Raw genomic sequence first — 21150 nt, forward strand, 5'->3', positions numbered from 1 at the left:
CCCGATGATCTACGACATCCGCCTGACGCTTGCCACGGACTACGCCGGCACGGCGTCGAACGGTCGCCACGTCGTCTGCGTCATGCCCCGCGATCTGGGGCCGGAACAGCGGCTTGTCGCCGGCCTGCTGACCCTGTCGCCCCGACCGTCGGAACGGCGCGACCGGATCGACTTCTTTGGCAACGCTGTGGTCGAATTCGCCCTCGATGCGCTCCACGGCGGTGTCGAGGTGTCGGTTCAGGCGCGGGTAGAGCGTCAGGTTACCCGGCAGAGTCCCCAAAGTGCTACCTCGCTTGGCGCGCTGCCACGGATCATAGATGCCTGCCGGGACATGGGGCCGGACAGCCCGGTGCATTTCATAGCCGCCTCGGCCCGGGCGCCGCTGACGCCGGCTATGACGGCCTTTGCCCGTGCGCACGTCGTATCCGACATGGATACGGCGGAGGCCGTCGTGGCGGTGGGCCGGGCCCTGTACCGCACGATGCAGTTCGATCCCAAGGCGACTACGGTCGATACCCCCGCGCCAGAGGCCTTTGCCAAGCGCCACGGCGTCTGTCAGGATTTTTCCCACATCATGATTGCCTGCCTGCGCGGCATCGGAATTCCTGCGGGCTACGTCAGCGGCTATCTTCGCACCCGACCGCCACCGGGCAAGCCGCGGTTGGAGGGCGCCGATGCGATGCACGCCTGGGTCCGGGCCTGGTGCGGGCCTCAGGCAGGGTGGCTGGCCTTCGACCCGACAAACGATCGCATTGCGGATAGCTCGCATATCATCGTGGCCCACGGCAGGGACTATGGCGACGTCGCCCCGATTCGGGGCATCCTGCGAGGATCTGGCGGGCAAACCAGCCGCCAGTCCGTCGATGTCATCCCGCTGGTCGATCCGATCCCGCCGACGGCGACCGGGGGCGAGTGAATTTTCGCACAAAATCCGTACCCCCGTTGGTCGATATCACGCGCCGGTGACGCGCCAGACAATGTCACCGACATCGTCCGCCATCAGAAGAGACTTGCCATCCGGCCCGACCGTCACGCCGACAGGCCGACCGTAGGACACGCGCTCGTCTTCCGACAAAAAGCCCGACAGGATGTCACGCGGCGGCCCCGACGGCTTGCCGTCCGTAAAGGGCACGTGGATCAATCGATAGCCAGACAGCGTCGAGCGGTTCCATGATCCGTGCTGCCCGATCGCCATCCCTGCGCCGAAGCCGGGCAGCGTGCCCTCCGGGACCCAACACAGCCCAAGTGACGCCGTATGACCGCCCAACGCATAATCCGGCGTGATTGCGGCAGCGACCATTGCCGCATCCTGCGGTACCCGGTCGTCGACGATCTGCCCCCAGTAGCAATAGGGCCACCCGTAGAAGCCTCCGTCCTGCACCCGCGTCAGGTAATCCGGCGGCGTTTCGTCCCCCAAACCGTCGCGTTCGTTCACAACGGTCCAGAGCGCACCCGTCGTCGGCTCCCACGCCGTGCCGACCGCATTGCGCAGGCCAGAGGCGAAGATGCGCGCCTTCTGGGTGGCGAGTTCCAGTTCCCAGATGCAGGCGCGACCCTCCTCGGCCTCCATTCCCTCGTCACCGATATTTGTCAGCGACCCGACCCCGGCATAGATCTTCGTCCGGTCAGGAGAGACGATCAGGCTGCGCGTCCAGTGACCGCCGGGCTTGAAGGTCAGCAGCTTGCGTCCCGGCCCCTCGATCTTCGTGGCCCCCTCGGTATAGTCAAAGGCGACGATGCCGTCGGTGTTCCCGACGTAGAAGGTCCCGTCTACAAGAGCCATGCCGAATGGCTGGCGCTGGTTTTCAAGAAAGACGTGCCGCTCTTCGGCCACGCCGTCGCCGTCCGCATCGCGCCATAGCGTGATCCGGTTGGCACTGACGCCCAGTGCGCGTGCGCGGCGCATCGTGGCCTGAGCGGCGCGATCGACGATTCCACGGGGCTTCGAAGCCTCCTGCAGCGCCTCTGCGATCAGGACGTCACCATTGGGCAGAACCTCGATCCAGCGCGGATGCTGCAACGCGCTGGCAAAGGCGTTGACCTTCAGACCCGGCGCAGTGGTCGGCACCTGTCCCTTGGCCCAGCCCTGCGCGGTCGGCATCTTCAGGGTCATCAGGCCCTGCTTCTTTGCCTGCGGGATCTGCGGCGACTGTCCGACCGCCTGATGGCGCGGTGCGGACATGCGGCGCATCATTACCATCGTGCCGCCAACCAGCGCGGTTGCGCGTGCCATGAAATCCATCGTCGTCGTCTCCTGCAGTTCAGCACCCATCCGGCACCGGGCGATAGAACGTGCAAACTTGCGAAACCGCAAGGGAAGGCGCGATGATTGGGCAGATTGAATATGCGGGGTTGCACGGTGCCGTATAACATCCATATACCATCTACACGGATGGAGAAACCTATATGAGCAACGTCAGACAGCTGCGAGACAGGACGCCTGATAGTGAGAAGATTACCATCAACCTCGGTTACGTCGACCTCGGCCGTATCGACCTGCTGGTGCAAGAAGGATTCTATTCAAACCGCACCGACTTCATCCGGACCGCGATCCGCAACCAACTGGGATCGCATACGGATGCGGTCAGCAAATCCATCGAACGCCATACGATGGAACTTGGTCTGCGCGACTATACCCGCGCCGATCTGGAAAGCCTGCAAAAGGCCGGAGAGGTGCTGCACGTCAAGGTCGTAGGCCTCGCCCGGATCGCATCCGACGTGACGCCGGAACTGGCCCTCGCCACGATCGGGTCGATCACCGTGCTGGGCGCCCTTCAGGCCAGTGCAGAGGTAAAGGCCGCCTTGGCCGACCGCATCCAATAATTTTCAGGCCCGTTCCGGGCCATCAAAAGGACTGAACAGATGTTCAAATTCAACGCAGGTGCGCAGCACCCCGCGTCCGGTGACGCACGTCTTGCCGCCGCCAACGACCTCGTCAGCCGCACGCTGGCACAGCACGGTCTGATACCCGGCGGATCGTCAACGCCGCAGGCAAACTGGAGCATGCCGAAGATGCCACAGATGCCTTCCATAAACGGACTCTCAGGCATCTCTCGCGCTAACACGGTGGCACATGGCATGAGGTCAGGTACCTATACCTGTGCCGCCGGACATCGCGACTACCTCGTACATGTGCCTGCCAGCGCCGCCGAAGACGCCACCGGGCTCGTCGTGATGCTGCATGGCTGCACGCAGAACTCCGCCGATTTTGCGGCCGGCACTGGTATGAACGCACTGGCCGACCGCGATGGCTTCATCGTCCTGTACCCTCAGCAGTCGCGGGGCGACAACGCACAATCCTGCTGGAACTGGTTCAGCCGCGGCGATCAGTTGCGTGACAAGGGCGAGCCCGCGATCATTGCCGGCATGACCCGGCAGATCGCCGAGGAATATGGAATCGGGGCAGACCGGACGTTCGTTGCCGGTCTCTCGGCAGGGGCTGCGATGGCGGTGATCCTCGGGCAGACCTACGGTGACGTCTACTCTGCCGTGGGGGCCCATTCCGGCCTGCCCTATTCCGCCGCGCGGGACGTGCCGTCGGCCTTTGCCGCAATGGGGGGTCAGGGGCCCGACATGGCCGCCCCTGCCGGGCAGGGCATCCCGACCATCGTCTTTCACGGCACGGCCGACAACACCGTCAACCCGGTCAACGGCCAGCGCATCGCCGCTCACGCCCTGACCGGCACTGCCCAGACGATCGAGGCCGAGGCCTCCGGCTCCACCAACGGTCGCGGCTGGCAGATGCGTAGCGCCGCAGACATGCAAGGCCGCCAGATGCTGGAGCTCTGGAGCGTCGAGGGCCTGGGCCACGCCTGGTCCGGGGGGCAGCCCAGCGGCAGCTACACGGACACCAAGGGGCCCGATGCCAGCGCCGAAATGGTTCGTTTCTTCTTCGACAATGCCGGAAAGGCACAGCAATGACCGATATGAGCCTGACCTTCGACGCCGTGGCCGAAGCATCGCCCGGACCAAAATGGGCCGCCCGCTGGAACCGGTCCTGGCCCGCGTACGAGCCATGGTTCATCGCCCGCGGCGGTGATAACGGCCCTGACCGCGCCGCCTGTCGTGACGCCATCGCAGACCACATGCCGGAGCTGGTGGCGACGTATGACAGGCTGGTCGATCTGGCCGGCGGCGGCGACCGCGCGGCGCGGTTTCTGTCCACATGGTGTCCGCCGCAGTATCTTGGGGGCTGTTCCCTCGCGGCCGTTTCGGACGGGACCGACGTGCGGCTCGTGCGGAATTACGACCTTTCCCCCGATCTGAACGAGGGGCTGATGCTGCAAACCGCATGGACCGGACGGCGGGTGATGGGGATGGTCGAGTTCCTCTGGGGCCTGTCCGACGGCATCAATGATGCGGGCCTGTCGATCGCGCTGGCCTACGGCGGGCGCACCCGGACAGGTCGTGGTTTCGGCATCACCACGATCCTGCGCTACGTGATGGAGACCTGCGAAACGGTGGATCAGGCGCTGGCCGTCCTTGACCGTGTGCCGTCCCACATGGCCTATAACGTGGTTATCGCAGACGCAGGCGGCAATACGGCGAGTGTCGAATTGTCGCCCGGCGGCGGTGCGAGACGGATGCCGCAGGCCATCGCCACCAATCACCAGAGCGATGGCAGCATGGCCGACCGTCCGTGCTTCACCCGGACCCATGAGCGTCACGCCCACCTGCGGACCTTGCGCGGCGCCCCGCGATCCCTCTCGCACCAGTTCCGCCGGCCGCCCCTGCTTCAGGACCGTTACACGGAGGGTTTCGGCACGCTGTTCACGGCGGCCTACGACCCAAGGGCCCTGACCCTCGATCTAATCTTACCGGACGGGACGTGGTCGCAGTCCCTCGCCGACTTCCGTGAAGGGCAGCGGGTCGTGACCTATCCCAGTGGCTTGGCTCCCGCTTTGCCACAGGTTGCCGGTCAGGTAGGACTGCCGCAAGCTGCGCCCCGGCCGGACTGGACCCAGGCCGCGCGGATCGACTGGATGCAGGTGGCCAATGACTATGCCGCCGGGCGCGGGCGCGCGATCGAAAGCTACCTTCCGTTCTGACACACAAAAGGCCGCCGGAGCATCCCGGCGGCCTTTCAAACGCGACTTCTGAGACTTTCAGATGATGCGGACCTTGGATCCGATCGGGCAGAGTTCGAACAATTCGGCAATCTTTTCGTTGTAGAGACCGATGCATCCGTCGGACGACGGGCGGCCGATCTTGCGGGTATCATGGGTACCGTGGATCGCATAGGCGGGCCAGCCAAGATACATCGCATGGGTCCCCATGGGGCTTTTCGGTCCGGGCGGAATGTATTCCCATCCGAAGCGCTCCTTCTGCGATTGTGTCGGCGTCCAGTCCGGGCCGACCTTCTTGCGCACGATCTCGGTATAGCCGCGCTTTGTCAGCTCGTCCGTCTTGGGCACGGAGGTCGGATAGACGCGGTAGTCGATCCCCTGCGCGTCCCAGTAATGCAGTGACCGGGCCTGCGTGTCGGCCACCAGCATCGGCACGCCGGACAGGGCGTCAAAATGATCGCTCCAGACATAGGTGCGGAAGGCTGCGACGTTCCGCGTGACGCCGCCAGGCAGCGTCTGTGCCCGCAGCAATGTCGGCGCGGCCAGACCGCCCAATGCAATCCCCAACGCCACGCGGCGCGTGAAAGTCTGTGTCATGTCAGAATCCTGTCAACTGCCAGAGGCGCACACGCTCTCGCGGCGCTTTGCCCGTGCCGCGTCACTACCACGGAAACGTGAGCGGTGGCAGTAGCAATCTTTTCACGTTCCTGCGACCCGATCCGCGCGCAAACCGTCCACCCCCGCAGTGCCGATCAGGGGCAACCAATTCCGGCGGAACAAGTCGTACCGTCACGGCATTGAGCAGTGCCGCATGTATCCGGGAATACCGATGACAAAAGCTTCCGTCTGCGTCCTGTTCAATCCCTCATCGGGCAAGAAGAAGGACGATCCCGTCGCCGAGGCATTGCTGGAGCGCATGCGAAACGACAACCGCATCGACCTGCGCATGATAGACAATCCTGCCCATCTGGACATGATGGTCAGTCAGGCTGTGGACGACGGTTTCAGCATTGTGGTGGCTGCCGGCGGCGATGGCACCATTGCGGGCGTGACCTCGGGGCTGCTGGACAGCGATGTCGTGCTCGGCGTGCTGCCAATGGGTACCTTCAACTTCGTAGCCCGTGGCCTTGGCATCCCGGAAGACCCCGACGCGGCGCTCGATGTCCTTTTCGACGGCACCCCTGCCCCGCTGACACTGGGCGACGTCAACGGAAAGATTTTCCTCAACAATGCCAGTCTCGGCGCCTATGCAACCGTGCTCGACGTCAGGGAAGGCGTTTACAAGCGTTGGGGGCGAAGCCGGATCGCGGCTTACTGGTCCGTCATCAAGGCCATGCTGACGCTTTACCGCAACCTGACAATGACCATCACGGTCGACGGAAAGACCCAGACTGTGCGCGCACCTATGGCCTTCATTGCCAGCAGCGCCTACCAGTTGGAGCAATACGAGTTCGAAGGCGCTGACGACGTGCGTAACGGCAAGCTGGCGCTCATCCTCGCGCCACATTCCAACCGGCTTCAATTGTTGTGGAAATCGGTCAAGATCCTGTTCGGCGGAATTCACCGGGGCGACGATTACATCCTGCATGCGGGAGAGGAGATCACGATCGACACGAAGCGCGGGCGCACCTTGATCGCGCGTGACGGCGAAAACGAGCGCATGTCGGGCCCCTATCGGTTCCACGTCAGGCGCGATGCGATCCGCGTCATGGTACCGAAGGACGGCGGCGGAGACCCGGACTGATGCGTCTTGTCCTGCTGACCGACCTTCACTTCGGCCGCGCGCAGCCGGATCTGGTGCAGCCGCTGTTGAACAGCATCTCCGAGGCCGATCCGGATCTGGTGGTGATCGCCGGCGATTTCGTCCAGCGCGCCCGCGCCGGCCAGTTCCGTGACGCCCGGGACTTCGTCGCCCGCCTGCGCCACGACTGGATCGCGGTTCCCGGCAACCACGATATTCCACTCTACAATATCTTCGCCCGCGCCTTTGCACCCCGCGCCGCCTTTCGCCGTTACATCACCAACGAAACCGAGCCGCTGGTGGAAGATGACAACATGCTGGTCATCGGCCTCGACACCACGCACCGCTGGAGCCATCAACGCGGTCTGATCCGGCCTGCGCAGATCGACCGTGTCAGCCGGCTAATCCGCGAGGCGGGTCGCGACCGCACCGTGGTGGTGATGGCCCATCACCCGTTCCACCAGTCACCCCAGGTCGAAAAGAAGGTGATGAAAGGTGCCGCGCGCGCCCTTTCCACTTGGTCCGACTGCGGGCCTCACGTGATCCTGTCAGGCCACCTGCACACGTGGACGGTAGAGCCGTTCCTTGCTCAGAAGAACCGGCAAATGACACTTCAGGTCCACTGCGGCACCGGCCTGTCCACCCGCCTGCGCGGGGAGCCGAACGAGTTCGCGATCCTCGACCTGAAGGGCGATACCTTCAGCGCCTGTCGCATGACCGCAGATACCGGAGAGATGACCTATTCCGGTCGCAGCCAAAGCCGCTATCGCCGCACGCCGGAAGGCTGGCAAGCGCTGGACTGACGGCTCGTGCGATTGCGTTGGCGGGGAAAATGGGGTCTGGATACCGGAAAGGCTGAAGGATCATCGTGGTGACGGCGACAGGCGGCGCATTCCGGTGGCATGAAGATACGCGCCTTCTTCGCGCGGATACGGTGCAGGATGGCTTGCGCGATGCCGTCCGTGCCGGATTCTCGTTGCGGGTGGAGGGTGGTCGGATCTCCGGGTTCAAAGCGCCCCACCCCGTACTTTTATGCGCCACATCGGGCAGTTCCGGGGCGCCCAAGGTCATCCGCCGCACGCCTGCCTCGTGGCAAACAAGTTTTGCGGTCAACGGATCCGTTCTGGGTCTTGGACCGGCAGCAACCGTCGCGGTTTTTTCCGGCTTCGATTCCTCACTGGCACTGTACGCAGCGCTGGAAGCTGCGCACCATGGGGCAGCGATCCTTTCGTTGTCCGGCGTGCGGCCCGACCGGCAGGCGCGCGCCATTGCCGACAGCCGGGCCGATGTGCTCTACCTCACACCGACGCAATTGACGGAGCTGTGCAAGTCGTCGAGCGCGCTGTCGTCCGTGCGCTGCATCATGGTCGGCGGTGGACGACTCTCGCTGGCTGCAGTGGAAGCTGCGGCCACGACCTTTCCCGCCGCCCGGCTGATCCAGTTCTACGGCGCGGCGGAAACGAGCTTCATCACCTGGACCGATGCGTCCACGCCGCCCGGCTCCGTAGGGCGCCCCTACCCCGGTGTCGTACTGCATGTCGACGATGACGGGACGATCTGGGTGCGCAGCCCCTACCTTTTCGAAGGATATGAACACGGCGACAGTCGGCACACTCGCTGGCGCGACGGCTTCCTGACGGTGGGAGAGGTTGGTTATCTGGACCCGGGTGGTCATTTGTTCCTGACCGGGCGCGCGGGGCGAACGGTGACCGTGGCGGATCGCAACGTTTCGCTCGACCGAGTCGAGGCCGCGCTGTCGCACCTGATCCCCGGCGCGCAGATCGTCGTCGTGGCGGTGCCCGATCCAAGGCGCGGCGCGCGGGTCGTGGCGCTGGTGGCAGGGGCGCCGACAGAAGACAGTGCCGACGACCTTCACCGTCTGAGCCGCCAGCACCTTGGGCCGATCATGGCGCCGCATCGCATCCAGATGTGCGATGCCGTTCCGATGCTGCCCGGGGGCAAGCCCGATTACAGGACAGCCACGAAGTTGGCGCAGGATATGGCGTGAGTGTCATCGTCGCCGCCCGGCGGACCGCTGTCGCCCCGGCCGGCGGCGCCTTTCGCGCCCTTGCATTTCATGAACTGGCGGCTCCGGTCCTGCTGGCCTGCCTTGCCGATGCGGGTCTGGATCGCGGACGGGTGGACGAGGTCATCGTCGGCAATGCCCTTGGCGCCGGCGGCAATCCTGCGCGTCTGTGCGCTCTTGCCGCAGGTTTGCCTCAGGGGGTCGCAGGATTGAGCGTCGATCGCCAGTGCGTCAGCGGGCTGGATGCCATCCTGCTGGCGGACGCGCTGGTTCGCGGTGGTACGGCCGAGGTCATCCTGGTCGGCGGGGTGGAAAGCACCTCTCGACGACCGCTTCGATATCACACCCATGCGGACGGTCGCCCGCCCACGCCCTACGATCAAGCGCCATTCACCCCTTGGTCTGACCGCGATCCCGCGATGGCCGATGCGGCCGACCATCTGGGACGGATACTGAAGATTAGCCGCGACGCGCAGGACCGCTGGGCTGTCGAAAGCCATGCAAAAGCCCGCGATGCCCGTGACCGGATGCAACGAGAGATGGTGCCGGTTGCGGGACTCGCACAGGACGCCTTTACGAGAAACCTGTCCTTGCAGACCTGCGCGCGTGCGGCACCCATCAGCGGGACGATTACGGCGGCCAATACGGCCGTCGGCGCGGACGCGTCGGCTTTCGTGCTCGTCGTGTCGGACCGCATTGCGCAAGACCTGCGGCGTCCAAGTGCATGCATTGTCGGGGGTTGCACGCTGGGCGGCGCGCCCAACATGCCGGGACTTGCGCCGGTTGCGGCCATCGACCGGACCCTGCGAAAGGCAGGCCTTGTTCCCGCCGATATCGCGCTGGCAGAGGTCATGGAGGCCTATGCCGTACAGGCCATCGCCTGCGCTCAGGGCGCCGGCCTCGACCCCGCGCGGGTGAACATCGGTGGAGGCGCACTGGCACGCGGGCACCCTATCGGCGCCTCCGGCGCGATCAATGCCGTGCGCCTGTTCCACGATTTGCAGGCCCGTGGTGGCCAAGGCCTTGCCGCTATCGCTGCGGCCGGCGGCCTCGGTACGGCACTTCTATTGGAAGTCTAGTCCTCGAATCCTTCGAAACGGGCGTAGTCCGCCAGATCGGCACGGTCGGTTCGGAAGGTATTCACCGGTGCGTCTGGATCAGCCCGTCCCAGGGCGATGCCGCAGACAACAAGCTGGTCCGCAGGCAGGCGAAGGGTCTCGTGCACCACATCGCCGTAATGCGCCAGCGCCCCAATCCCGGTGGTGGCATACCCCCGCGCCGTCGCGGCAAGGAACAGCGACATGAGTGCCATGCCAAGGTCCATGTAACAGCCCTTGCCCATCGCCCGGTCGATCGTCACCACGATGCCGACTGGCGCGTCGAAGAAAGCGTAGTTGCGCGCGAACTGCGCCCGCCGTCCGACCACATCGCGTCGGTCCACACCCAGCGTCGCATAAAGCCCATAGCCCGCCCCCCGTTGCCGCGCCTTAAGGTGTGCCGGCATCGGATCGGGGAAGTAACTGTACTCGCTGACCTGCGGGCGTTTACTGGCAATGGCCTGCGCCAACGCAGTTTGCAGCGCGGCGAACGGTGTGCCGGTCAATGCCACGAAATGCCCCGGCTGCAGGTTGGCACCGCTTGGGGCCTGCCGGGCCGCCTTCAGGATGCGCGTCACATCGGCCTTCGGCACCGGTGTCGGCAGGTAGGCCCGGACCGACCGCCGTTCGTTCAGCAGCGCCGCCAGATCGGTCATGCCCGTGACAGCACGCTGTCGGGTCGTGCGCGGGCTAGGGCCGCCGTGATCAGACCGGCCAGCACCGCCTTGATCAGGTCGCCCGGGATGAAGGCCGTGACCAGCAGGGCCGCCTGCGGCAATGACTTGTCCAGCGCCCAGGCCAAACCGGAAATGCCGAAGGCATAAAGCACGACGATACCCCCGATGACCGAGGCCGTGCCGGCGACCAGCGCCAGCGGCCCCTGCCGCCAGTTCTCGACGATCAGCCCCGTGATGAAGGCGGCAAAGGGAAAGCCCACGACGAAGCCTGCGGTCGGCGAGGCGAAGACCCCCAAGCCGCCGCGCCCGCCCGCCAACAGGGGCAGACCCAGAGCCACCAGCAGCACGAAGAGCAGTACCGCCAGCGCCCCGCGCCGCGCCCCCAGCACAGCGCCGCAAAGCATGACCCCAAGACTTTGCGCCGTGACCGGCACGCCAAAGGCCAGCGTCAGCTGCGGGATCAGGCCCAGCGCCGCAATCAGAGCGGCGAACAGCGCCACGAGTGTCAGGTTTCGTTCCATCGTCGTCCCTTTCAGGGGTTCAAGCCGCCGCGCGCACGCAGCGCCTCGGCCACATTCTCGGCATCGTCCAGCGCCAGCACCGTGAAGGGCATCACGATCCGCCAGCTTGGCCGCCGGGGCGAGCGTGCAGACCAGGCCTGCGACAGCTGGGTGCCCTTGTCCGCCAAGGCAGGGGTAAAGCGCACCACGAGAGCGATGCCAAGGGCCAATGCGCGGGTGTTTAGCCCCAAAGGCCGAAGGGGGGCTGCGAGGGCCATGACGACTGCGATCATCTGGGAAAGACTTGTCGTCATCGTCACCAAGTTCGCCAAAGCTACGGCCGTCGAAAGGCGCAGAACGATGACCAGTCCTGCAAGCGGTGTCCCGGTCAGCAGATGCCAGAACCCCACCACGACGACGAAGGGCCAGAGGCGCCAGACCGCCGCGAGACCTGCGCGCGCGAAGCGCCTGCCCCCCATCAAGTAAAGGCCGATTGTCCCGGCGAGAGCTGCGGCATGGAACGCGGCATCCTGCCGGGCAAACAGCACGACCGTTGCAGCACAGAGCAGCCCCAGCTTTAGGCCTGCAGGCCAACGATGAGCCTGCGTCTTAACCGGCGAGGTCAGAGAGATCATCGCCAGCCCCCAGTTCCGTCATCCTTGCGACATAGGCATCAATCACCCCGGGCGCCGCGCCGCTTTGCGCAATTTCTCCCGCGTCAAGCCAGATTGCCAGATCATAACCGCGCAACGCCTGTGGATCGTGGGTGATATGCACCACCGTTGCATCGATCCTTGCCAGATAGGCCCCCAGTTGCAGGCGCGTCACCAGATCGAGACCAGAAAAGGGCTCGTCCAGAATGACGACACGGGGCGCCATCGCGATGACGGCCATCAGGCAGACCAATTGTTTCTGACCATGGCTGAGGCTGTGGGTCGCTGCCTCGGCCCAGTGACGCTTGCCGAAGTCTGACAGAACGCGCGAGACCGTCCGTGCGGCCTGCGCCTTGTCCTGCCCCATCTGCGTCAGACCGAAGGTCAGTTCCTCGGTGACGGTGGGAAAGATGATCTGATGGTCCGGGTTCTGGAACAGGATGCCGACCGTGCGCAGGGCCGCGCGTCGGTCCCGGGCGACATCGATGCCGCCGACCCGCACTGTTCCCTTGTCTGGAGAGATGAGCCCACACAGCAGCCTTGCCAGCGTCGTCTTGCCGGACCCGTTGCGCCCAAGGACGCCGATGCGTCGCGCGTCGGTCGACAGGGAGACGTCCTGCAGGACAGGGCGGCCGGCCCGTGACAGCGTCACGCCGTCCAGTGCAATCCGCACTGTGCCACGTCCGTTGCCGCCGTCGGCCATGTCCCGCCCCCTGACGCGCAGCCGCATCGCGCGACCGCTTCCCGCGTCGTTCTAGGCCAAACTTGCGTACGATGCCATGCGCCGCCGCCCTCAGAGCGCCAGTGCCGCCACTACATCATCGCGGGTGCAATCGGACTTGACCATGTTTCGCCAGATCGCACCCCGCTTCATCATCACGAAGTTGTCGGCGGCGCGCCACGCGAAATCCACGTTCTGTTCCACGAGGATGATCGCCATGTCGCCCCGATCGCGCAGTTGCGCAATGGCGCGACCGATCTGCTGGATCACGTTGGGCTGGATCCCTTCCGTAGGTTCGTCCAGCAGAAGGACCCGGGGCTTCGTGATCAGCGCGCGGGCGATGGCAAGCTGCTGCTGCTGCCCGCCGGACAGATCACCACCCCAGCGTTGCTGCATTTCCGCCAGCACGGGGAAAAGATCGAAGATCCAGGCCGGCACCTTGCGATCGGCCTTCGGCAGGCAGGCAAATCCGGTTTCCATGTTCTCGGCCACAGTCAGCATCGGAAAGACCTCTCGCCCTTGGGGGACATAGGCGATACCCGCCCGCGCCGCCTGCGCTGCAGTCAGGTGATCCAGCGGGGCGCCATCGAGCGCGACAGTGCCGCCACTGTAGGCATGGCGACCGGACAGGGCGCGCAGCAGACTGGTCTTGCCAACGCCATTCGTCCCCATAACGGTCGTGACCTGCCCCGCCGGTGCGGTCATCGAGACATCGTAAAGGATCTGGCTTTGGCCGTATTTCAGGGACAGGTCGCGCACCTCAAGCATCGGATCGTCCCAGATAGACGTCGATCACCGTGGGGTCAGAGGTCACGTGGTCCAACGGACCCTCGGCCAGCACGTGACCCTCATGCAGGACGGTGACTTTGCAGTCTAGACGTCGAACAAATTCCATGTCGTGCTCCACCACCACGACCGCCCGGGTCTGCGCCGCGCGGCGCAGGATATCGGTCGTCTTTTCACGCTCCTCCGCCGTCATGCCGGCGGCGGGTTCATCGACCAGCAGCAGGCGTGGGTCCTGCGCCAGCAACATCCCGATCTCCAGCCACTGCTTTTGCCCGTGGGACAGTTCGCCTGAGGTGCGGGTCAACTGGTCGGTCAGGCCGATTTCGGCGGCGATCTCCTCGATCCGTTGCGCGCCCTGCGGCGTCTTGCGATGGAACAGCACCGCAAATGGCCCGCGCGGGTTCTTGAGGGCCATGGCAAGGTTCTGCCGCACGGTCTGATCCTCGAAGACGGTGGGTTTCTGGAACTTGCGCCCTATGCCCCGGTTAGCGATCTCGGCCTCGGACAGACCCAGCAGCGACTCGTTCTTCTCGCCCCAGAGGACGCGGCCTTCGTCGGGGCGGGTCTTGCCGGTGACAATGTCCATGAAGGTCGTCTTGCCCGCGCCGTTCGGGCCGATGATCGCCCGCAGTTCCGGCTCGGAGATCTGGATCGACAGGTCGTTGATCGCGCGGAACCCGTCGAAGGTCTTCGACACGCCGGAGACTTCCAGAAGGCTGGTCATGACGGTTTCCTCACGAGGTAGTCGAAGAGGCCGCCGATGCCCTTGGGAAAGAACAGCGTGACACAGACGAAGGATAGCCCCAGCAGCACCAGCCACCAGTCGGTCCATTGAATGCGATATAAGCCGAGGTTCACGTCCGGTGCGCCGCCCCCCGTGAACCAGCTCGACAGTAGCGACACCAGCGCCGCCCCGATGACGGCGCCATAAAGCCGCCCCCGCCCCCCGATGGCGACCCAGACGGCGAGGTAGATGGAGGCGATGGGCGCGATCTCGGCCGGGTTTATGATGCCGGCCTGCGGGTAGTAGAGCGCACCGGCGATGCCAGAGACGATCGCCGTGAGGGTGAAGACGAAGAGCTTGTAGCCTTCGACACGGTAGCCGAGGAAGCGCACCCGTGCTTCGTTATCGCGGATGCCCATGATGACGCTGCCCATCTTGCCCGCGACGACCCACGCGAAAAGGACGTAGCCCAAGGCCAGTGCGGCGGCCGAGGCAAGGAAGAAGACGAGGCTGATCGTCGCCTGCGAGGTCTGCTCGAACCCGGGGATGTTCTGAAGACCGGACAACCCGTTGTTGCCGCGCAGGCCGGAGTCGTTCTGGAAGAGGTAGAGCGACAGCGCCAGGGTCATCGCCTGCGTGAGAATAGACAGATAGACGCCCGTGACCCGGCTGCGAAACGCCAGCCAGCCGAAGACCAGCGCCAGCAGCCCGGGCACGAGGACGACCATCAGAAGTTGCAGCGGCAGGCTGTGGGCGAAGGACCAGATCAGCGGGAACTCCGACGATCCCACCACGCCGAAGATCTGGCCGCCGATGGCGTCCGAGACCTCTTGCGGGGTCGGCGGAATCGTCTGGTTCGCAAGGCTCGTCATGACGATGCCCTCGGTCCGGCCATACATCAGCCACATGCCGATGGCGTAGCCGCCGATCCCGAAGAACGCGAAATGGCCAAGACTGAGGATGCCGCAGTAACCCCAGACAACATCCATTGCGACCGCGATCAGGCAGAGGCAAAGTGTCTTGCCCAGCGTCTTGACGAGAGAGGTTGAGAAGATGCCTGTACCGGAGGCCTCCGATCCGAACGCGATGACGGCGGTGAAGAGCGCCAGCGTGAACAGGAACCAGCGGACGGAGCGGTTGGTGACGAGGAAGCCTTGCGTCATGTGCGGTCCCTGTGGGTCGAGGTTTTGCGCCACGCGCTGCGTGTTGCCGCAGCGAAGGGCCAGCCCCCCGCACCCCCCGAGGTATTTTCGACCAGAAGAAGGGGGAACCGGCGCATCAGTCGGCCGCCGCGCGGCCCTTTTGGGCGACGATGCCCTTGGGACGGAACTGGATGAAAAGGATGATGAAGAGGACCATGTAGGTCTGTGCGGCAAGAGTGTTGGAGGGGTTCAGGAACTCGATCCCCTTTTGCAGGAAACCGATCAGCGTGGCGCCGGCGAGCGTGCCCCAGACATTGCCGACCCCTCCCACGACGACCGTCATGAAGCTTTGCACGATGTAGTCGGCGCCCATTTCCGAGGTGACTTTCGCATAGAGACCGATGGCGACACCGGCGATGCCTGCGATGCCGGAGCCGAGTCCGAAGGTCATCATGTTGATGCGGTCGGGATCGATGCCCATCGAGGCCGCCATGCCGGGATTCTGGGTGACGGCGCGTACCTCCAGCCCCAGTCGCGTCCGTTTCAGGATGAACAGGATCAGGCCAAGGAACAGGAGCGCGAGAACGAAGATGGCGATCCGGATATAGCTGATCTGGACCACGTCGGACAGAACCAGCGCGCCGTCGAGCCAGCCCGGCGAGGTCAGCGGCCTTGCCTGTGTGCCGAAAATGTTCTTGGCCAGCTGCTGCAGCGCGATCGAAATGCCGAAGGTCGCCAGCAGCGTCTCCAGCGGGCGGTGGTAGAGGTGGCGGATGACCAGACGCTCCATCGTGACGCCGGCGCCGAAGGTAATGGCGAAGGCCAGCGGCAGCGCCACGACGATCGACAGCGTGTAGTCGGGCACGAATTGCTGCACGACGTAACCGGTGTAGGCCCCCATCATGATGAACTCGCCATGGGCCATGTTGATGACCCCCATGACACCGAAGGTGATCGCAAGGCCGATAGCCGCGAGGAAGTAGATCGACGCGAGCGACAGGGCGTCCAACGCCAGATCGGCGAAGCGCTCGGCGGCTACCCGCGTCTCGACGCTTGAAAGGGCGGCGTGGGCGGCATCGGTGATGGCCGGGTCGTCCTCGACATAGATCTCTGCGAATATATGGGACGCAACGGCGTCGGCACGCCCCTGATCGGTCAGGCGCGGCGGAACGGTGCCGGCAGTGGCAAGGGTGGCGTAGGCCCGGTCGCGGGCCGCGGTGGTGCCCAACTGCGCCAGCGGCACATCGCCCACACCCCCGTCGATGATATTGGCGGCCAGTGCGTCGCGGATCGCGGTGGAGGGGATCGCGGGCGGCGCGATGTTGGCGGCGACAAGACGGCTGTAGGCGTCATCCGCAGAAAGGTCGTCGCCGACGGTCAGGATGCGTGCGACGTTGCCATCTGGGGCGGCGGTACCGACGTAGGGCGTCGTGGCGAGGATCTGGTTGAGCACGGCGCGCGCCTCGATCGATGTGTCGTCCGACAGGCTCTCGATGGCAGCGATTCGATCCGCGGGCGCCGGGGCGAAGCTGGCCGACAGGAAATTTGCGAGCTGGATCTTTCGGGCCTTCAAGGCCGCATCGGGTTCGCCGTCGATCGAAGCGAGGAGCGGTTCCAGCTGTTCGGCATCGGGACGGCGGGCCAGCGAATCGATGGCGGACAGCCGGCGGGCGATGTCGGGATCGGACAGTTGGAACTGTACAAGAGCGGTGCCGATGACGCGGCGCACCCCACCATTGGGACGCAGTTCAGTGTAGCCGGACTTCGGCACTTCGGTCACGGTGCCGGTGTCAATGTCCGTCAGGGTCAGGTCGGCACCCTGCGCACGGCCATAGAAGAAGACGCTATCCGCTTCTCGCTGCCAGATGCCCTTGTCGGTCCAGGCTTCAAGGAAGGGCGTCACCTGTGGCAGACCGGAGTCGACCAAGGCATCAAGGGTCGTTCCGATGGTGCCGCGCGACGGTTTGGTGATGTCATCGGCATGGGCCTGAAGAACGGGTTGCAAGTCTTGGGCCTGCGCACCGGTGACGAGCCCGAGCGCGAGGCAGAATGCGGCCAGGATGCGCAGCATGACGGTCTTTCTGTCGGTAACATTCGGGATGGCGGGCGCGAAAATCTTCGCGCCCGCCTGCGTCAGATCAGTAGTTCGACGTCATCTGTACGCAGGTCTTGGTCTCGGTGTTATACATCCCGCACTTCAGGTCCTTCCAATCGGATTCAAGCACCGCGCTTTCCGGCAGGAAGTCGGTCCAGGCGTCGCCCGGCACCGGCTCTGTCTGGCTGATGATGTCGAACTGGCCATCGGCGCGGATCTCTCCGATCAGTACAGGCTTGGTCAGGTGGTGGTTCGGCAGCATCTCGGCTGTGGTGCCGGTCAGGTTCGGAAAGGTCTGCCCGATCATCGCGTCCGACACGGCATCGACATCGGTCGTGCCGGCCGCCTCGACCGCCTGCACCCACATGTTGAAGCCGATGTAATGGGCTTCCATCGGGTCGTTGGTCACGCGCTTGTCGTCACCGATGTAGGCGTGCCATTTCTCGATGAAATCGGCGTTTTCCGGCGTGTCGGCGGACATGAAGTAATTCCAGGCCGCAAGGTGCCCGACAAGGTTCGAAGTATCGAGACCCGACAGCTCCTCCTCGCCCACAGAAAAAGCGACGACGGGGATGTCGTCGGCGCTGACATTGGCGGCGGCGAGTTCCTTGTAGAAGCCGATGTTCGCATCGCCGTTGATCGTGCTGATGACGCCGACCTGCTTGCCGTCCTCGCCCAGTTTCACCACGTCACCGACGATGGTCGCCCAGTCGCTTTGTCCGAAGGGCGTGTAGTTGACGAAGATATCCTCCTCGGAAATGCCGTGATCCATCAGGTAGGCCTGCAGGATGTTGTTCGTCGTGCGCGGATAGACGTAGTCGGTGCCCAGCAGCGCAAATTTCTCGACGCCCAGTTCTTCGAGGAAGTAGTCGACCGCGGGAATCGCCTGCTGGTTCGGAGCGGCGCCGGTGTAGAAGACATTCTTGGACGATTCCTCGCCCTCGTACTGCACCGGATAGAACAGCAGGCCGTTCAGTTCCTCCAGTACCGGCAACACCGACTTGCGTGACACGCTCGTCCAGTTACCGAAGATCACGTCAACATTTTCCACCGTCAGCAATTCGCGCGCCTTTTCAGCGAACAGCGGCCAGTCGGAGGCAGGATCGACGACGATAGGCTCGATCTGGCAGCCGAGCAGGCCACCTTTGGCGTTCTGCTCTTCGATCAGCATCAGCATGACGTCCTTCAAGGTCGTCTCTGAAATGGCCATAGAGCCGGACAGCGAGTGGAGGATGCCGACCTTGATCGGATCGGCGCAGTCCTGCGCGCTGGCCATGGATGTGGCCGCAGTGATGGCAGCGGAGGCGAGCAGGCCCCGTGTGATGAATGTCTTCAAGATATCGTCCCCTGTTGTCTGCCGGCCGCCGCGGATCCGGGCGCGGGTCTGCGCCCGCCGAAACCCGGAACCTTTGAATAGACGCGCGTCAGCAGTTGATGTTTGACCCCTGTGCGTGGCCCGATCCTTAAGAGCTGACCCACGCATGACGTTGTAACCTCTCGGTACCTCCAAAGCGTTACGTAAGGTCAGAAGTCACACCTGTCACAATCAGCCCTGCAACACCGGTTCGGCAGCAGGTGTCGATTTTCAGGGCAATAGTCGCCTCTTCTGGCGCTTATTAAGGCAAACCGGAAAGAGAGAGGTTGCGCCTCGCTAGGCTGCGGGGGCGACCCGCGGTCAAGCAGCGCTGAAGAGATCGAGATCGCGCAGGGTCACACGGGGGTGCAGCAGGGGGCCGAAATCCGCCAAGGACGATTTGTGCGGGAAAAGCGCCAGCAGAAGCGCGGCCATGTCGGGAGGCAACCGGACCAGATGCGGCAGGCCGGGGTGCAAGGTCTCTATTTCGACACCGTTCGCGCTGATCCGCGCATGAGCGGCGAAGCCCAGCTGATAGGCGTGGACCGGCGCCACGGGTTGCAGGGCAATGACGCTGGTATGATCGACGAAATCACGTGCCGGGACGAAGGCGGTATCGTCACCGGTCAATCGACGCGTCCCGGGGGCGGCATGGGCCAGCCGAGCCGTCGGACCCAACACCAGATCGGTTGCCGGCCGGGCGAGACCGAAGGCTTCGGTCATGATCCGAACCATCGTCCCGATCTCGGCACGGGTTTGCGTACTCCGGGGGACGATCTGCATCGTGCCATGCCAAAGCAGGGTCTGCATGCCGTGACTTGACGTCAGAACCCGGTCACCGGGCCAAAGATCCTCGACCGCGCGCGGGCCGGTGTCAGTCTGCAGGATGGCACCCCGGCCGAACGCACCGAAGCAGTCTTCGAATGCCGGAATCGCAGGTGCGAGACGTGTGAAACTGTCCGCATGGCCGGAGGGTGTCAGGTGGGCAACCTCGTAACTTCGCATGAGAGGCATCATGCGCCGAGGTTGCCCATCCGGACAAGCGAACCGGCCCGAGGACTCCGGCTTCGTATCACGATCCGCCGCGAGGCCAGCGGCGGAAGTGGGGGTCTGATAGGTCATGTGCGTCACCTTGCGGTTATTCACATCATCTGCCGGCCCCACCGACAACATCTGAGGAGAACGTTGCTGTTGACTTGAATGTGGCAAGATAGGGGTAGGACTGTCAAAGTCTTTTGCACCGCCCCACACACGCGGCACCAATGACTGAAGCGCGGCCGGATTGTGCATGGACAGCCGACGATTCCGCCACATTCTCTGATGTTCAACGCGAATCGCCGCCCAGCGCCCCGGAGACTGCCATGACAACCGCCCCCGCCTTCACTATCGGGATTGAAGAAGAATACCTTTTGGTCGTTCCCGAAAGCGGAGCGCTGCGTACCGCGCCAGAAAAACTGCTGGAAGATCTGAAAGAGGCCCTCGGCGATCAGGTCAGCACCGAGTTTCTGGGCTGTCAGGTCGAGGTCGGAACAGGGGTCTGCGCCACCGTGGCGGATGCGCGGGCCGATCTGTCGCGACTTCGTGGCGCTGTCGCAAGGATCGCGCGTGGACACGGGCTGGCGCCGATCGCCGCATCCTGCCACCCGTGGGGGAATTGGTCCGATCAGGAGCGAACCGAAAAGCCGCGTTACGACAAGCTCGATACCGATCTGGGCGCCGTCGCGCGACGGATGCTGATCGGTGGCATGCACGTCCATGTCGGCATCGAGGATCGGGACACCCGGATCGCTGTCATGAACAGCCTTACGCCGTGGCTGCCAGTGCTGCTGGCGCTTTCAGCCTCCAGCCCGTTCTGGCAGGGCGAGGATACCGGCCTCGCATCCTGGCGGGTCAGCGTCTTCGACAGCATGCCGCGTACTGGGTTGCCGCCACGTCTGGCGGACTGGGCGGCCTTCGAAGCCACCACGGGGACACTCGTCGAACTTGGGATCATCGAGGACGCCTCGAAGATCTGGTGGGACCTGCGACCCTCTGCCGCCTTCCCGACGCTGGAGGCGCGGATTTGCGACGTTTCGCCCCGGATCGACGAGGCACTGATGCTCGCTGCCCTTGTCCAAGCCTTGGCGCGAATGATCTGGCGCGGCATGTCACGGGACGAACCGGTTCCCGACCCCTTGGTCCTGTCGGAAAACCGGTGGCGCGCTCAACGCTATGGCACCGCAGAAGGACTGATCGCCGGCGATCCGGCACGGATCGTTCCGATGAAGTTGGTTGTGGATGACATGCTGAACCGCCTCGCGCCGGATCTTGACCATTTTCAAAGCGCTTCGGACGCCGAAAAGGCGCGCGGCGTCGTGACCGGCGGGACCAGCGCTGCGCGGCAGCGTGGCATTCGGGACATGGCGTTGGAACAGGGGGCGTCGGATCGCGAAGCTCTTGTTCAGGTTGTCACGTCACTGATCGACGCGTTCGACAGCTGAGGCGGAGCACGCACAAAAAGCCCGCGCGGCCAGAGGGATGAACCGCGCGGGACAGGTGGACCGGAAAGGGAGGAAGCCGGTCTTTGAG

Annotated in this window: 21 protein-coding genes; 9 read left to right on the forward strand and 12 right to left on the reverse strand. The window is 64.4% G+C overall.

The window, feature by feature from the left end:
* Positions 1-4 precede the first annotated feature (4 nt).
* Complete coding sequence (locus BUA54_RS06725) at positions 5-916, forward strand: transglutaminase family protein (RefSeq protein WP_072856459.1); 912 nt, start codon at positions 5-7, stop codon at positions 914-916.
* A 36-nt stretch (positions 917-952) separates the two neighbouring features.
* Here BUA54_RS06725 and BUA54_RS06730 read toward each other — a convergent pair whose 3' ends face one another.
* A complete protein-coding gene (locus BUA54_RS06730) occupies positions 953-2242 on the reverse strand; it encodes a PQQ-dependent sugar dehydrogenase (protein WP_072856460.1) in 1290 nt (429 codons plus the stop codon).
* A gap of 164 nt (positions 2243-2406) precedes the next feature.
* Between BUA54_RS06730 and BUA54_RS06735 the strand changes: the two genes are divergently transcribed.
* From BUA54_RS06735 to BUA54_RS06745, 3 genes are read left to right on the forward strand one after another with little or no spacing between them, the layout of a single operon-like run.
* Entirely contained in the window at positions 2407-2823 is a 417-nt protein-coding gene (locus tag BUA54_RS06735) for a CopG family transcriptional regulator (protein WP_072856461.1), read from the forward strand.
* A 39-nt stretch (positions 2824-2862) separates the two neighbouring features.
* Complete coding sequence (locus BUA54_RS06740; RefSeq protein ID WP_072856462.1) at positions 2863-3921, forward strand: extracellular catalytic domain type 1 short-chain-length polyhydroxyalkanoate depolymerase; 1059 nt, start codon at positions 2863-2865, stop codon at positions 3919-3921.
* Positions 3918-5048 (forward strand): C45 family autoproteolytic acyltransferase/hydrolase, encoded by a 1131-nt coding sequence (locus tag BUA54_RS06745; RefSeq protein ID WP_072856463.1) that lies wholly within the window; start codon positions 3918-3920, stop codon positions 5046-5048. Before BUA54_RS06740 ends, BUA54_RS06745 begins: the two co-directional genes overlap by 4 nt.
* A gap of 57 nt (positions 5049-5105) precedes the next feature.
* On the opposite strand, the gene BUA54_RS06750 is transcribed toward BUA54_RS06745, so the two are convergent.
* Positions 5106-5663: a L,D-transpeptidase gene (locus BUA54_RS06750; RefSeq protein WP_072856464.1), complete on the reverse strand. Its 558-nt coding sequence runs from the start codon at positions 5661-5663 to the stop codon at positions 5106-5108.
* A gap of 232 nt (positions 5664-5895) precedes the next feature.
* Here BUA54_RS06750 and BUA54_RS06755 point away from each other — a divergent pair, with 232 nt between their 5' ends.
* The 4 genes from BUA54_RS06755 to BUA54_RS06770 all read left to right on the forward strand — a co-directional run bounded on the left by BUA54_RS06755 (position 5896) and on the right by BUA54_RS06770 (position 9912).
* Entirely contained in the window at positions 5896-6810 is a 915-nt protein-coding gene (locus tag BUA54_RS06755) for a diacylglycerol/lipid kinase family protein (protein ID WP_072856465.1), read from the forward strand.
* Positions 6810-7610, forward strand: a complete 801-nt coding sequence (locus BUA54_RS06760; protein ID WP_084114184.1) for a metallophosphoesterase family protein — start codon at positions 6810-6812, stop codon at positions 7608-7610. The genes BUA54_RS06755 and BUA54_RS06760 overlap by 1 nt, the downstream gene beginning before the upstream one ends.
* Before the next feature lie 65 nt (positions 7611-7675).
* Positions 7676-8815: a class I adenylate-forming enzyme family protein gene (locus BUA54_RS06765; RefSeq protein ID WP_084114186.1), complete on the forward strand. Its 1140-nt coding sequence runs from the start codon at positions 7676-7678 to the stop codon at positions 8813-8815.
* On the forward strand, positions 8812-9912 hold the full coding sequence (locus BUA54_RS06770) for a thiolase family protein (protein ID WP_072856468.1): 1101 nt from the start codon (positions 8812-8814) through the stop codon (positions 9910-9912). Before BUA54_RS06765 ends, BUA54_RS06770 begins: the two co-directional genes overlap by 4 nt.
* Here the strand turns inward: BUA54_RS06770 and BUA54_RS06775 are convergent.
* The 10 genes from BUA54_RS06775 to BUA54_RS06820 form a co-directional block, all read right to left on the reverse strand.
* Positions 9909-10586: a nitroreductase gene (locus tag BUA54_RS06775; RefSeq protein ID WP_072856469.1), complete on the reverse strand. Its 678-nt coding sequence runs from the start codon at positions 10584-10586 to the stop codon at positions 9909-9911. The genes BUA54_RS06770 and BUA54_RS06775 overlap by 4 nt on opposite strands.
* Positions 10583-11128 carry a biotin transporter BioY gene (locus BUA54_RS06780; RefSeq protein WP_072856470.1) on the reverse strand — a complete coding sequence of 182 codons (546 nt, stop codon included), beginning with the start codon at positions 11126-11128 and terminating at the stop codon, positions 10583-10585. The genes BUA54_RS06775 and BUA54_RS06780 overlap by 4 nt, the downstream gene beginning before the upstream one ends.
* 11 nt (positions 11129-11139) lie before the next feature.
* Positions 11140-11742: an energy-coupling factor transporter transmembrane component T family protein gene (locus BUA54_RS06785; protein ID WP_072856471.1), complete on the reverse strand. Its 603-nt coding sequence runs from the start codon at positions 11740-11742 to the stop codon at positions 11140-11142.
* Positions 11717-12490: an energy-coupling factor ABC transporter ATP-binding protein gene (locus BUA54_RS06790; protein ID WP_084114188.1), complete on the reverse strand. Its 774-nt coding sequence runs from the start codon at positions 12488-12490 to the stop codon at positions 11717-11719. Before BUA54_RS06790 ends, BUA54_RS06785 begins: the two co-directional genes overlap by 26 nt.
* Positions 12491-12553: 63 nt before the next feature.
* Positions 12554-13249: an urea ABC transporter ATP-binding subunit UrtE gene (gene urtE / locus BUA54_RS06795; protein WP_072856473.1), complete on the reverse strand. Its 696-nt coding sequence runs from the start codon at positions 13247-13249 to the stop codon at positions 12554-12556.
* On the reverse strand, positions 13242-13991 hold the full coding sequence (urtD, locus tag BUA54_RS06800) for an urea ABC transporter ATP-binding protein UrtD (RefSeq protein WP_072856474.1): 750 nt from the start codon (positions 13989-13991) through the stop codon (positions 13242-13244). The genes urtE and urtD overlap by 8 nt, the downstream gene beginning before the upstream one ends.
* Positions 13988-15154: an urea ABC transporter permease subunit UrtC gene (gene urtC / locus BUA54_RS06805; RefSeq protein WP_072856475.1), complete on the reverse strand. Its 1167-nt coding sequence runs from the start codon at positions 15152-15154 to the stop codon at positions 13988-13990. The genes urtD and urtC overlap by 4 nt, the downstream gene beginning before the upstream one ends.
* Before the next feature lie 115 nt (positions 15155-15269).
* Entirely contained in the window at positions 15270-17204 is a 1935-nt protein-coding gene (gene urtB, locus BUA54_RS06810) for an urea ABC transporter permease subunit UrtB (RefSeq protein WP_072856476.1), read from the reverse strand.
* Between the two features lie 67 nt (positions 17205-17271).
* Positions 17272-18504 carry an urea ABC transporter substrate-binding protein gene (gene urtA, locus BUA54_RS06815; protein WP_072856672.1) on the reverse strand — a complete coding sequence of 411 codons (1233 nt, stop codon included), beginning with the start codon at positions 18502-18504 and terminating at the stop codon, positions 17272-17274.
* 399 nt (positions 18505-18903) lie between these two features.
* A complete protein-coding gene (locus BUA54_RS06820; protein ID WP_178352717.1) occupies positions 18904-19587 on the reverse strand; it encodes a Hint domain-containing protein in 684 nt (227 codons plus the stop codon).
* 356 nt (positions 19588-19943) lie between these two features.
* Here BUA54_RS06820 and BUA54_RS06825 point away from each other — a divergent pair, with 356 nt between their 5' ends.
* Complete coding sequence (locus tag BUA54_RS06825) at positions 19944-21062, forward strand: carboxylate-amine ligase (RefSeq protein ID WP_072856477.1); 1119 nt, start codon at positions 19944-19946, stop codon at positions 21060-21062.
* The last annotated feature ends 88 nt before the right edge of the window (positions 21063-21150 follow it).

It is taken from the genome of Loktanella atrilutea (assembly GCF_900128995.1).
Taxonomy (GTDB): domain Bacteria; phylum Pseudomonadota; class Alphaproteobacteria; order Rhodobacterales; family Rhodobacteraceae; genus Loktanella; species Loktanella atrilutea.

Coding starts and splice junctions, on each gene's coding strand:
- urtD (WP_072856474.1), bottom strand. CDS start 13,991: ATGACCAGCCTTCTGGAAGTCTCCGGCGTGTCGAAGACCTTCGACGGG.
- BUA54_RS06725 (WP_072856459.1), top strand. CDS start 5: ATGATCTACGACATCCGCCTGACGCTTGCCACGGACTACGCCGGCACG.
- BUA54_RS06780 (WP_072856470.1), bottom strand. CDS start 11,128: ATGGAACGAAACCTGACACTCGTGGCGCTGTTCGCCGCTCTGATTGCG.
- BUA54_RS06730 (WP_072856460.1), bottom strand. CDS start 2,242: ATGGATTTCATGGCACGCGCAACCGCGCTGGTTGGCGGCACGATGGTA.
- BUA54_RS06820 (WP_178352717.1), bottom strand. CDS start 19,587: ATGCGAAGTTACGAGGTTGCCCACCTGACACCCTCCGGCCATGCGGAC.
- urtE (WP_072856473.1), bottom strand. CDS start 13,249: ATGCTTGAGGTGCGCGACCTGTCCCTGAAATACGGCCAAAGCCAGATC.
- BUA54_RS06735 (WP_072856461.1), top strand. CDS start 2,407: ATGAGCAACGTCAGACAGCTGCGAGACAGGACGCCTGATAGTGAGAAG.
- BUA54_RS06740 (WP_072856462.1), top strand. CDS start 2,863: ATGTTCAAATTCAACGCAGGTGCGCAGCACCCCGCGTCCGGTGACGCA.
- urtC (WP_072856475.1), bottom strand. CDS start 15,154: ATGACGCAAGGCTTCCTCGTCACCAACCGCTCCGTCCGCTGGTTCCTG.
- BUA54_RS06790 (WP_084114188.1), bottom strand. CDS start 12,490: ATGCGGCTGCGCGTCAGGGGGCGGGACATGGCCGACGGCGGCAACGGA.
- BUA54_RS06775 (WP_072856469.1), bottom strand. CDS start 10,586: ATGACCGATCTGGCGGCGCTGCTGAACGAACGGCGGTCGGTCCGGGCC.
- urtA (WP_072856672.1), bottom strand. CDS start 18,504: ATGGCCAGCGCGCAGGACTGCGCCGATCCGATCAAGGTCGGCATCCTC.
- BUA54_RS06745 (WP_072856463.1), top strand. CDS start 3,918: ATGACCGATATGAGCCTGACCTTCGACGCCGTGGCCGAAGCATCGCCC.
- urtB (WP_072856476.1), bottom strand. CDS start 17,204: ATGCTGCGCATCCTGGCCGCATTCTGCCTCGCGCTCGGGCTCGTCACC.
- BUA54_RS06785 (WP_072856471.1), bottom strand. CDS start 11,742: ATGATCTCTCTGACCTCGCCGGTTAAGACGCAGGCTCATCGTTGGCCT.
- BUA54_RS06825 (WP_072856477.1), top strand. CDS start 19,944: ATGACAACCGCCCCCGCCTTCACTATCGGGATTGAAGAAGAATACCTT.
- BUA54_RS06750 (WP_072856464.1), bottom strand. CDS start 5,663: ATGACACAGACTTTCACGCGCCGCGTGGCGTTGGGGATTGCATTGGGC.
- BUA54_RS06760 (WP_084114184.1), top strand. CDS start 6,810: ATGCGTCTTGTCCTGCTGACCGACCTTCACTTCGGCCGCGCGCAGCCG.
- BUA54_RS06755 (WP_072856465.1), top strand. CDS start 5,896: ATGACAAAAGCTTCCGTCTGCGTCCTGTTCAATCCCTCATCGGGCAAG.